The sequence below is a fragment of the Flavobacterium lacisediminis genome, assembly GCF_025909975.1.
Lineage (GTDB): Bacteria > Bacteroidota > Bacteroidia > Flavobacteriales > Flavobacteriaceae > Flavobacterium > Flavobacterium lacisediminis.
Genome location: NZ_JAPCIO010000002.1, coordinates 48618 through 61917, shown reverse-complemented (window position 1 = coordinate 61917; position 13300 = coordinate 48618). Strand labels below are relative to the sequence as shown.

Below are 13300 nucleotides of genomic sequence, written 5' to 3'. Positions count from 1 at the left end.
TTTATAAAAAAATCTTGTCTTCGTAATTTAATTTTAAATCCACTAATAATCAAAATACCAGTTAAATAAATCGCTTCTTAGTCCTATTGAAAACCAAGTCGTGTTTGATTTTATGGTTGCCGCAGTTTCAGCTGTTGGATCAAAATTTCTGAACATTACATTTCCGAAAACTTTTAAATTATACGCTGGATTTACTAAATATCCTACTTGTAAATCAGCAATCATAACGGTAGTTTTATTTCCTTGTGCAATCGAAACTCCGGTGTCGTATGGACGATTTTCATCGTAATCTAAATAGATATTTCCTCCGTAGTTGAAGTTGTCTGTTCCGTTGTTGAAATCAAATCCGCGTTGGCCGTAAATTAACTTGGCATCAGCAAAATATCTTCCTTTGTAATAACGAGCAATTGCAACGAATTCTCTAAAATTCGCTCCCCATAAATGCCCCATACTTTGGTTATTATGCCCATAATTGGTAATAGGATCACTATGAGAATACACATAAGGACGTACTTGGTTGTATTCTACTTGAAGCAATAAGTTTTTCACCTTAAAAGCATCGTAATACTTCGCTCCTATTTGGTAAGCAAATTTATTTCTCCAACTTTGATTGCTTTCTTTTACATCGCCAATAGCAAACTCGTCAATTAAAAACTGTCCGTAGAAGTTAATTTGATTGTTCCATTTGTATTTTGAAGTTAATCCAAGCAATGCATTTCCGGTTTTAGACGATGAGCCAAACTCAACCGTTCTGTAAAAAATTAAAGGATTTACGAAGTTGAAATCGAAACCTCTATCATTGGTATTTGTCCAAACCACATTTTCAAAGAAACCTAAATTCCATTTTTTAGTTACATTCCAACTCAAATAATGACTTGCCATGTATTTTGTAGCATAAGTTCCATCTATTGTGGCCGCATCACGAACATCTTTCAGCCACATATACGTGTTTGTATATTTAATTTTCCAAAAAGAAGTATTTATTTTAAAGTAAGGATAAGGGCTTGCACCATCGCTTTGTAATAATGAGCGATAACCATCACCTAAGAAATTTCTTCCGTAACCCAGTTGCAGATTTACGAATTTACTTGGTTGGTATTTAATATTTGCTTCTGCCAATGGAAAATCATAAGCATCATCTTTAAAACGTTTTGCAATTCCAATCCCTGGAATAATTGCTGGATTTCCACCTGAAGGTCGAATACTTTCTGCATAAGCATTATAGTAATCAGCAAATCTACCTTGACTTTCATAAATGGAAGTTGTAAAAGTTAATTCCTTTCCAAGTCCACCATTAACAATTAAACCTCTTGTATTTACAAATGTATTGGACGCTTCACTCTCAGTGTCTTTTCCTATTCTAAAATCGAAAATTGGATTTAAAGTAAACCAATATTCTTCACCTTGAATTGCAACTAAATTTTCGTTCCATAATTTTCTTCCCCACCAAGATGCTTTTTGTTTTGCAAAAGATTGATTTGCGGTTTCAAAATCATAATATTTCGCTACTTCATCATACGAATAGGGCTTTGATGCAGTATGATTATTACTTCCTACTTGATTTAACAAAGCGTCAAAAACACCATAATTTTGATGTGAAAACTGCACAATTCCCGAGCTTTTAAATTGTGGATTTTCAAATGGTTTTATCACTAAATCATTATATTCTGATAATTCCTTTTTGTTATCAATTAAAACGGTATTTGTTTTGGCATACTTTGTAGCTACATCCTCTTGCGTGTTTGGAGCAACTAAAGGAATATTAATTTTTATAGAAAATTTAGAATACGTTGGTTTACCTGAATAAGTAGCAGGAGAAACTTTTGGTAACGATTCAAAAACGCGAGCTGCTTCTTTTTTAAGTGACTCGTGAGCAGCATCGGTATACAAAACCTTGAAATTTCCGACAGTATCTACTTCAAAAACAGCAATTACTATTCCTTTGTAGTTTTGCTCTTGAAGCTCTTGTGGCACTTTAAAATTATTATAAAAATAATTTTGAATCGTATTATAAAAACAAGATTCTTGTTGTTTGCCAATAGCATTTACACAATCTGGAAATACTGGAAATTGTTCGTTAGACGAATTTTGAGCAAAAGTTGTTAATCCAATGAACAACAATAGTAAACAATATATTTTTCTCATTTGGTTATTTTTAATAATCGCTATTTGAAATTTCACCATTTGCAATTGCTTTTGCGGCAGATGTACCAATTCTTTTTACTCCCAATTGAATCATTTCTACTGCTTCTTCATACGTTCTAACGCCTCCGGCTGCTTTTACCGGTAAAGGAAATGAATTTTCTAGCATTAATTTGATTGTTGGAACTGTAGCACCATTTGGAACTCCTTCCGGTGTTTTATAAAAACCTGTAGATGATTTAACAAATACTTTGTCGTATTCTTTTTCGCTAAAATTAGCAATTACCACATTTTTAATTAATGTAGTAAGTTGCACAATTTGATGATTATCTAATGCCGCCACTTCAATAATCCATTTTACAATTTTATTGTGAGCCAAACCTAATTTTGTTCCCTGAACAACTTGTTCTTTCACTGCATCAACTTCACCTCTTTTGAATGCTTCATAATCCACAACGTAATCTAAATCGTCAGCACCATTTTCAATAGCTTGTTTGGCTTCAACTAATTTATCTTCTAAAGTTCCGTTTCCTAGAGGGAAATCGATAACTGTTCCAATAGTAACCTTTGAATTAGCCTTTTGAATCATTTTTTTTGCCAATACTACTTTATCTGGTCGAATCATGATTAATTTAAAATCGTTATCGATGGCTTCTTGGATACAATTTATCACAACTTCCGTATTCTCATTTTCAGAAAGGTTAGCTTGAGCAGCTGTTTTAAGATACGTAGAATCTAAATATTGTTTGACATTCATATTACTTAGGATTATAATGTGTAAAAATAAAAAAATCCCATCGAAATGGGATATTTTATAGTAATTATATTTATTTATTTCATTCTGAATCCAACTGGAATACTGTATTTGATTTTAACAGGTTTATCAGCATGTGTTGCAGGGATAAGCTTTGGGATTTTTCTAACTGCTCTTTCAGCAGCTTTTTGCATATCAATTGTAGCTCTTTTATTATCTAAAGCTTTAACATTTGTTATCATTCCTTTTTCATCAATAACAAACTCTACCAAAGCCACACCTTGTCTCCCTTTTTCTAAATCATTATCTGGATACACAAGATATTTAGTGATTGCTTTCGCCATTTGCTCATCAAAACATGCTTTTTGCTCAACTCTGCTCAAGCCTTTACAAGCCTCAAACATTGGTAAATTATCTACTGAATAAGGAGTAAACTCTTTAGGCAACTCTTCTTTTCCAACTCCATTATCTTTAGGGTCTTCTGTTGGAGTTGTATTTGGATTAGTGTTTTGATTATCAGGATTCTCTTGAGGCGTTACTTTAACACTAGTATCATCTTTTTTAGGCTCTTCTTTTGTAGGTTTAAAAACATCTGTAACTCTAGTTACTTTAACAGTAACTGGCTTACTTACTTCTTGTTTTGTTACAGGAGCTGGATTATACACAAATGTTGGCTCAGGAGTAATTTCAATTGGAGGAATACACCCAATAGATTTAGTAATATCCTTAAAATTAAATTCTAAAATAAAAAGCACAACTAACATAGTGGCAATTAAACCAACTTGAAAATAGATAAAACTATTTTTTACTCTTTTCGGAAAATCAACATTTGCTTTCATGATTATATAGATTAATAGTTAACACTTTGTTAATTAATCTATACAATTTATATGCCAAAAAAAAATCCCAGCTAAAAAGCTGGGATTTAATATTATTGTAATTTGAATGTAATCGGCTGACTATATTTTACTTTTACAGGTTTACCTCTTTGCATACCTGGTTTAAATTTTGGTAATTTTTCAATTACTCTTTTTGCTTCTTTTTCTAAAAGTTCTCCACCTTTAGGTCCTCTAACTTGTACATTTGAGATACCACCGTCTTTATCAATTACGAATAAAACAGAAACTCTACCTTGAATACCATCTTCCATAGCTTTTTCAGGATACTGTTGGTTCTTTTTAATGTGTTTAGCCATTTGCTCCATAAAACAATCTAAACGTTTGCTTTTTTCAACTTTTTCACATCCAGGAAAAACAGGAACGTCTTCAATTACAGCGAAAGGAACTTCCTCATCAATTTCTTCAGCTGTTCCACCCTCTTCACCATATGAAGAAGCTGTATTAATTACAACTGCCTTATTTTCATCTACTTCTGTAGTTTCAATTTTTTTGTCTTCAATAACTTGTTTGTTATCTACAATTTGAATTACTTCAGGAGCTGGTGGTGGTGGTGGTGGTAATTTTTGTACAGGCGGCATCGTTAAGATAACTTCCTCATCATCTACAACCATATTGTCTGCTACACTAATTTGTTCCGTTTCTTCTCTTGGGTCTTCAGTTTTCATTTCAATGCTTACATAAGTTAACATTAAAATTGCAGTAAGGCCAATTAGAAAATATAGCGAACTATTTCTCTTTGGATCAACATTAGGATTTTTCTTTACTTCCATAATTTTAATTTTGAGGTGCTAATATAGTTAATATTAGAAATGTTTTAAAAATATTTATTAAAAATTTTATTTTTTACAACAAAAAAGCCAATAAAACCTACAATTGCTCCTAACGAATTAGCGAACATATCATATAAATCAGCTTCCCTTGTTTTAGTTAATACACTTTGAAGAACTTCAATAATTATGCCATACAATATTGCAAAAGCAACAATTAACAAATCATACTTGATATTTAAATAAGATTTTACAGTTGCAAAGCTCCAAAGAACAACAAATACAAAATAAAACAAAAAATGTACTATTTTATCGTTCCCAAGTATACTCACTTTAGGGATATTATTAGAACTCACCAAACTTGCAACTGTAATTAAAACAGTCCAAATTATAGCGAGAAATAAAAAATTACGCTCCGATAAGTGCTTTATAATCTTCACTCGACAAAAGTGCTTCTACTTCAGATGCATCAGAAATTTTGACTTTTACCATCCAACCATCACCGTAAGGATCAGTATTTACTTTTTCAGGATCTGACTCTAATGAATCATTGAATTCAATAATTTCTCCAGATAAAGGCAAAAACAAATCTGAAACTGTTTTTACAGCTTCAACTGTTCCAAAAACTTCGTCTTTATCTAAAGTTTGATCTAAAGTTTCCACTTCTACATACACGATATCTCCTAATTCTTTTTGAGCAAAATCAGTAATTCCTACAGTTGCAACATCTCCGTCAACTGAAACCCATTCGTGGTCTTTAGTGTATTTTAAATTAGTTGGTATATTCATTTGGTTATAATTTTTTGACGTACAAATGTAATTGTATTTATTGAATTGAAAAAAAGGTTTTTGTTATTTTTTTGTATAAAAAAACACCCGTTAAAAAAAATACTTTTAACGGGTGTTTTACTTTTATCTTTTAATTAATTAATTTCCAAAATTATATCTTAAGGTAAATCCACTTCTAATATTAGTTGTTGGAAAAGAAGTTGAAATAACCGCTTGGGAGAATTGATGATCATAAAAGAAAATTGCCGTTAAATATTTACTAAACGAATAATCTGCCGTTAATTTAATTGACCATAAATCTTGTCCTCCTCCTAATTGATTGTTGTCATAATCTAAATATCGAACAATAGTATTACTTTTTCTTAACGAAAAATCTGCCTTTATATTGATATCACTTTTTATAACTCCAGCAGCATTATCCGCTAAAGCAGAATTAATTGTTACATCTTTAATTCTATACCCAAGACCAATGATATATTCGTTATCGCTAACCTCGGTAAGTAAATTATTATCAAAACTCATATTAAGCGTTCTTCCTTTTTTAATTTCAGCTAATACTTTAAACGAATTTTTCAAAGTCATATCAAGCTTCACCAAAGGATTAAACTGTTCCGTTAAATTGACGTTTGACACAATTTTATTAGCATAAAAATTACCATTCGCATCTACTGGAGCAGCATTTAAATTAGAACGAAATGCATTTACATTATAACTTGCTCTATAACCATGTTGAATTGAGAATGTTTTGAAGTTTTCTTTAAACCAAGAATAACGCATCAAACCTGTATATTTAACAGTCCAATTTGGCAATGGAGTGTTTCTGAAAACTCCTGTTGCTACTTTTCCAGCATCTTGTCCAGAATAGGCTGCAATAAACGATGGCAATAATACTTGTTGGCTATTTTTACCATAACCAACTGGGTAACCTTCAGCATCTCTTGGGAAAGTTGTAGATCCGTAATAGCTTTCTGCCAATCGATTTGCAACAACCAATCTGTTATCTCTCAAATCTTGAAATGCTTGAGAAAAATTCACATCACTTTGTGAAAATGAAGTTTTAAGTAAGACTGTTGAAATATTAAAATTACCAAAATCATATGGCGAACGAGAATTATAATTTCCACCCGTTACATCGTATTGTTCTGAAAAATTATATGTGTAAGAACGTTCTGCACTTAAATCAATTTTCAAATCAGGAAACACCTCTAACTGAGCCGTCAAATTCAATTTAGTATTTTCAACTTTTGTAAAATTTTGATTAAATTCTGGAAAACCAGTTAACCAACCATTTCTTGCCGCTTCATAACGCACATCTGCTTGACTACCAAAAATAAAACCTAAAGTAGGCTTTGAAGAACCAAAAAACCCTAAACCAGGTAAATATCCTGGCAAGAAAGTACCTTTGTTTTCTGTATAATTTACTTGAATGTTTTTTACACTTGTAACAACACCAATTAATCCCGACATAAAAAGATTACGCTCATTAGAAATGTTTTTATTTCCTGCAGATGTAACTTTTTGCCCTGGTTTTGGAGCAGCTTGTTTTTCTTTTGTGTTAGCTACGTTTTTATTTTTGTTTGATTTTGTTTTAGTTAAACCTACATATTTATAAAACATATCCATGTTAAATGTAGTGTTCAATTTATGAGAACTCGCATTTTGTATCGTATTCCCCAACTGATATAATGTTCCATCTTCAGCCTCAATACTTGAAAAAGCATCTGACGAACGTTGCCAGTTATAATCTCCAGTATAAGTATAAGTAGATTTTACAAAACTCAATATTGGCAATTTATTAATTGGAAGATCATAATTTACCACAAATTGTTGGTTGTGCTGATTAGCTGTTCCTGTATTCCAGTAATCATCCCAAATATCCAATCCGTCAATTGGCAGGTTATTTTCATCCAAATAATTTCTAACGATATTATTTGAAGCAGCTGTATAATTTACACGTAATGATTTTGTAATATTATAATTGAACCCATATTGATAATTGAAGAAATAATTTCTTCTGTATAAATCTCCTAATCCAATACCTTCAACATCTACTAAACGGAATCTTTGTTTGTTAAACTGTCTTAATATCGTAGAACTGAAAGAAATATTTGTAGGCAAGAAATTAAAATTAAAATCACTTAACAATTTATAATAATTACTCTTTTTAAATACTTTAGTTTCTTTAAAAGGCTCAACTGTTAATGGTTTAAATGAGAAAGCGTAATCAACCGTAGATCTATTTTGTTGATCAATTAAATTTTCAATTTCATAATCATGATGTTGTGTTTCATTTAATGAATATGATAATGTTAAATTCTCAACATCATAAAAATGAGGTTTTTTCTCTGGATTTTTTTCCTTTTTAACCCCAATCAAGTTGATACTTGTTCTCTTAGTATAATCAATAGCTCTGTTTTCAATATTAGAACGCTCAGCTGGGTCTGTTGTTAAATCTAACAATTGTTGTAATTCAATATCCTGATAAAAAGGATCATATTTAGGAGTTATTGTTTCCTCACCAACCCCATAATTAAAAGGAAGATTAATTCCCCATTTCTTTGGCAATAATTTCCCTAAATTTATATTAGTTACAATATCGTATTGAAAAACATCTTCTCTACTTCTTTCATTTGGACCTTGTTCTAAAGACCCAAATCCAATAGTACTCATTCGAGTTGTAGCGGAAACAGTTGCGAAATCAGCTAAATTGGAATCTAAATTAGCAACTGCGGCATAACCGCCTTTGTTATCCATATCAGACATACGTAACTCATTAAACCAAACTTCTCCTCTTTGAATTTGTCCTGATTTATTTTTAACCCCAATCATTAAAGTTCTAACTAACCCAAAATTAGGATTCCCCTTTATCCCTAACGTAAGCCTATCATTTGAAGACCCTATATTTTCCTCTTCAACAAAACCAATTCCGTTTGCATCATAAGTAATAGATGGATCATTAGCCAATGCTAATATTTTCAATTGTGTTAAAAGTGATAGCGGCACATCTATTTCATTTTCTGATGGCCAAATTCCATCAGCTGAAGATTCTCCATAAGCAGTAACTTTTAAAGGAATTTCTACTTGATAAAAGTTGTCTGTAAAATCGTTTCCAAATCTAATGAAAGCTGTTAAATCATCATCTTGCAAACCACCAGTCTCTGTTGCTTCTGCATGCAAAAACATACGTAATTTTTTATATTGACGCATGTCAACACTAACATTTTTGAAAACTGCTCTAGAATCATTTGGCTGTAAACCATTCGCTATGCCTCCTGATTTATCATAAACTCTTAATGACAGTGATTGTTCATTCTGATTTATTACAGTATTGTTATTATATAGTTGCTCTCTAACAACACCTGGAGGCGTTACATATTTAATTGGTGTTCTATCCCCATTCTCCTGAATATTCAAAGCAACAACATCAAACGCTGTATTATCATCATCGGGTTCTGGATCATTAAAATCTAATGAATTTACATAACGTCTCCATTCGCCTCTTACTAAATCTAATGCTCCAAAACGCAATGTAACTTCATCTTTAAATCCAGTCATATACATACGCATAAAACGAATCGATCTAAAATCATTTATAGGCCCTACTTTATTCGCATCTGTAAATTCTTGAATTGGAATTTTATATAAAATCCATCTAGCATTAGCTGTTTGTCCGTTTGGCAATACATCCGTGAATTTTCTTGAATCCACAATGTAGTTTTGACCAACTGGTACTCCATTGTCGGTATCAGGATATTTCAATATAGGCACTTCAAACTTAAAGTAAGCATTAATGGTATTCATCGTATTGTCTCGATTGATATCTTCAACATCTGGATACGTTGTATTACCTCTATTTGCATCAGTTACTGTAACAGGAGAGTTTCCTTCAAAGCCGTTATAATTTTTATATCGCGTAACGATATCACCTGTTGTATTTAAATAAAATTGATAATTATCTGCTGATGGATCCAATTGAGATGCAAATGTTGGGAATTTTGCAACTTCATCGTTATCGGTTAACCCATCAAATCCTGCATCTTGAACCGCTCTATTTGCTCCATTAGTATCAAATGCATAAATTAGTGATTGTGATGCTGGAACTTCTCCCCAAGAAGTTGATACTACTGGCTGAATTGAATTCTCTTCAGGCAAACCATTTTCATATAACTTTCTTCCATCTCTCAAAATATCTTCTGAAATTTCACCTAAATTGAATACTATTTTTCCAGTGTTAGTAGGATCTGCAACATCACCAGGATTTCCGTAGTAAGGATCTAATACCCAAAACTGAATATATTCAACATTTGACTGTTCAAAATTTGTTGAATTTATAGAACGCATAATTCCTCCCCAATTTTCAGGAGCTTCAAGATCTGTAAATTGATTAGTAGCAGCCAAAGTAGGATTAAAATTATACGGACCTCTATCTTTTGGATAATAGGTTAAATCTAAAGTATTAATAACAGTTGATTGTCCTTGAGCAATATCAGTAACTGGATATAACTCTCTACTAAAAATTCTTCTTGTTTTATTCAAAGACAAATCTGCATCAGAAATTCCTGCAGGAGGTTGAACATAAAAAACAGGATCTATACTATACCATGACATTTTAGCTCTTTTGAAACCAACATTCAAAGCATCTACTGTGGTTTCATTTGATGTTGGATCACCGTCAAAAGACTCTTCTAATGGAATACTTGCTAAAGACCATGCTTGTGGGCTTCTCATATCAATTGTTGATTGCGACCCTTCAAAATCATCTATATAAGATGTAGATTCTCCATTAAATTGATCCGCTTTTGATGCTCCTGGTTTTAAATAAGCTATTTCTCCTCTTAAGGAAATATTTGAAGGCACATCGGTATCAATATTTGGAAGTTTATTTACTAATCTAGTTAAAAAAGGAACTTCAGTTGAGTAATTTCCATTAAATCCAAAAATAGTATTGTTAACAGACTCTTGTCCATAATTTGATTTTGTAGTAAATGGTCGCTCCGACATGTTTAACAAAGTTGCACCTATCAAAAACTTGTCATTGAACTTATGTTCAACATTGAAACCCCAAAATCTTCTTGTTTGCTGACCAAAAACTGAATTGTTTTCTACTGAGACTTCAATAGGTGTACTAGCTAAAGATGGATCTAAAATATTCACCTTACCCATCTGATAATTAACTGTATAGTCAACACCTTCAACTAAAACTCTTCCTCCAGCAGTTACAACAACAGAACCCTGTGGCACATTAAAAGCACCAATTGAAATTCCATCGCCACCCATGGATTTAAATCGTCCTTTTAATTGAAATTTATTTTTAGCACTTTCTTGTAAAGCAGCAGCTTGTGTTGTTTTATATAAATTTCTGAAAACGTACTTAGCCTGATTACTATTATAAGTTAATGGATCATCGTAATTTTCCGCAAGTGTTGAAACATCTAATTTATTAAATAAGTGTTTCCCAAAAGGTTCAACTTTCAAGAAAATAATCCTTCCTTTTTGGGCATCAACTGTTAAACCTGGATAAAAATCAAAAAAACCGTCTCCTCCTTCTTGAGGGTCATTGGTGAAATTTAATTTATCTAAATCAAATACTTTAAGTAAAGGAGTTTCAACAACATCCGCTGGCAAAGGATCAACCCCAGATTGTGTAATATAATTTAATGGAGAAGGATCCGTGTATAATATATTTAACTTAAAATCATCTTGTTGTAATTGAGAACCTCCTGGAATTTGATAGATGTTTTTCATCATTATATTCCATGTTGGCATTGTGAAAAAAGGACCAGAACCTCCTACTTGATATTTATCAATTGTCAAATTACTCTTTAACAATTTCAAAATTAAAGCTTGAGAACTTGGAACACCTGAAGTATCTACGTTTGTAGCATCTACTCCGTCTGTACCAAACTCTCCCACTTGATAAACTTGATCTCCAATTGTATATTGATAAGCTACTGCTAACACTTCATCATTTGCTAAACGCTGATTAAGCGAAATATAACCAAGCTGTGGATGAAATGTATATTCGGAAGATGTTAATTTTCTTGCATTTTCTAATTTAGCAAAGTCAACTCCTTCAGCCATTCCTGGAATATTAAAACCATTAGACGCGGTAGAAACATCCCTAATAGAACTATTCAAAAAATTACTCCCAATATTTGTTGGGTCAAATTTGTTATTTCCGTTATTTGATGGATTATCAGTAGCTACATTATAAAAAGTTGGGTTAGCAGTTACATTAACATGCACGGTTTCTTCTGGTAAAACATTGGTCAAAGGACCTTCTCCAATATCTTGTAAGGCTACAATGTTTCTTAAATTATTTTCAGTTGAATTTACTCTATTTTGCTTATTTGTAATCCAAACCTCAATTCTATTAATTTGAACACGTGAGTTCACATATGGAAAAGTTTCCAAAGATTTATCATACTTATCTCTAAAATATTGTGATAAGAAATAGTGACGATCTACATCATAATCTAAAGCAAACAATTCAAAATCTTGAAGCGTACCTCCTCCTTGAGCGGTTACTGATTTTGTCTGAGACTTTTGTTCTGAAAAAACACCAGTGAATGTTGTTTTACCAAATTGTAACTGAGCTTTAACCCCAAATAAACTTTGTGCACCTCTAATTAAAGAATTTGACAATGGGAAACTAACATTACCCACTTCAATTTTTTGAATGATATCATCTTCCGTAGGGGTGTATTCTAATTTTATTAAATTTTGAAAAGCAAAAGTAGATTGTGTGTCATAATTTACATTGACATTCAAACGTGTTCCTACTTTTCCTTGTAAACCAACGCTGATTCTCTGATCAAAATCAAAACTTGTTGTTTTTCTGTTTCTAGGAGAAAAAGATGGATTATCTTGTTTTGTAAAACGAACTCCTAAATCCAACTCAACAGAACCTGTAGGTTTTACATCAATTGTATTTCCACCAAAAATAGTTTCAAAAAACTTAGAATTTACATAATATCTTGGCAATAAATTTTTCTTTGCCTCCTCAGAACCTGCTTTTTTACCGTCTATTGCAGCAGATTTCTCCTGATAATATTTACGCATTTGCTCACGAAGAACTAATTCTTCATATTGCTTTGGCGTAAGTATCATAGGATAGTTAATATTAAATCCGTCTACAGAACTAGTATAGATATAACGATCAGATGCTGGGTCGTATGTATATTTATCCAATATACTTACAGGATTAGGCAAATTTAACTTTCCTAAGTCAACTCCAGTTTTTACAGAATCTTTTTCCTCTTCGTCTACTTGAGCTTGTAGCGAAAAAGAAAAAAGCATACATAATAATGCAAGGCTATATTGTAATTTATTTATTGCTTTTATGTTTATGTTTTTCAAGTTTTATAAATTTTTTAAAGCTTGTTTTATTAAGTTTTCAACAGTAGCATTTGGGGTTTCTCTGATGATTTTGTCGATTACTTTTTCGGCTGCTTTTCTTGCAAATCCTAAAACTTCTAAAGCTGATAACGCTTCATCTTTATTTGTATTGCTTTCAATGACCGAAACTTCATCTAAATTGTACACTTTTAACACTTTTTCTTTTAAATCTAAGATAATTCGTTGGGCTGTTTTAGCTCCAATTCCTTTCATCGATTGCATCGTTCCTACATCATTTGAAGCAATTGCCTGAATAATTTGACTAGGCGCTAACGAAGACAACATAGTTCTAGCAGTACTAGCTCCAACTCCAGAAACTGAAAGTAATAATTTAAACAATTCACGTTCTTGTTTTTCCACAAAACCATACAACGTATGAGCGTCTTCTTTTATTTGCAAAAAAGTGAATAATTTCAGACTTTCAGAATCGGGTAATAATGAATAAGTGTGTAATGAAATATTGATATGATAGCCCACACCATTACAGTCAATAATGACTTCGGTAGGTGTTTTTTCAACTAATTTTCCTTGAATGTGCGCTATCATATTTG

Annotated in this window: 8 protein-coding genes; all 8 read right to left on the bottom strand. The window is 31.8% G+C overall.

Translation table 11 applies throughout. The features are described from left to right. Positions 1 to 42: 42 nt before the first annotated feature. The 8 genes from OJ995_RS02805 to ruvA all read right to left on the bottom strand — a co-directional run bounded on the left by OJ995_RS02805 (position 43) and on the right by ruvA (position 13295). A complete protein-coding gene (locus tag OJ995_RS02805) occupies positions 43 to 2145 on the bottom strand; it encodes a capsule assembly Wzi family protein (protein ID WP_264368061.1) in 2103 nt (700 codons plus the stop codon). A 10-nt stretch (positions 2146 to 2155) separates the two neighbouring features. Continuing rightward, on the bottom strand, positions 2156 to 2899 hold the full coding sequence (gene deoC, locus OJ995_RS02800) for a deoxyribose-phosphate aldolase (RefSeq protein ID WP_264368060.1): 744 nt from the start codon (positions 2897 to 2899) through the stop codon (positions 2156 to 2158). A gap of 74 nt (positions 2900 to 2973) precedes the next feature. Continuing rightward, the gene (locus OJ995_RS02795; RefSeq protein WP_264368059.1) at positions 2974 to 3735 is read right to left on the bottom strand and encodes a TonB family protein; all 762 of its coding nucleotides are present in this window, start codon (positions 3733 to 3735) and stop codon (positions 2974 to 2976) included. 92 nt (positions 3736 to 3827) lie between these two features. Continuing rightward, complete coding sequence (locus OJ995_RS02790) at positions 3828 to 4565, bottom strand: energy transducer TonB (protein WP_264368058.1); 738 nt, start codon at positions 4563 to 4565, stop codon at positions 3828 to 3830. 44 nt (positions 4566 to 4609) lie between these two features. Beyond that, positions 4610 to 5002, bottom strand: a complete 393-nt coding sequence (locus OJ995_RS02785; RefSeq protein ID WP_264368057.1) for a VanZ family protein — start codon at positions 5000 to 5002, stop codon at positions 4610 to 4612. Continuing rightward, positions 4971 to 5351 carry a glycine cleavage system protein GcvH gene (gene gcvH, locus OJ995_RS02780; RefSeq protein ID WP_264368056.1) on the bottom strand — a complete coding sequence of 127 codons (381 nt, stop codon included), beginning with the start codon at positions 5349 to 5351 and terminating at the stop codon, positions 4971 to 4973. Before gcvH ends, OJ995_RS02785 begins: the two co-directional genes overlap by 32 nt. Positions 5352 to 5489: 138 nt before the next feature. Next, on the bottom strand, positions 5490 to 12650 hold the full coding sequence (sov, locus tag OJ995_RS02775) for a T9SS outer membrane translocon Sov/SprA (RefSeq protein WP_264368055.1): 7161 nt from the start codon (positions 12648 to 12650) through the stop codon (positions 5490 to 5492). Positions 12651 to 12713: 63 nt separating this feature from the next. After that, positions 12714 to 13295: a Holliday junction branch migration protein RuvA gene (ruvA, locus tag OJ995_RS02770; protein WP_264368054.1), complete on the bottom strand. Its 582-nt coding sequence runs from the start codon at positions 13293 to 13295 to the stop codon at positions 12714 to 12716. Positions 13296 to 13300: the final 5 nt, after the last annotated feature.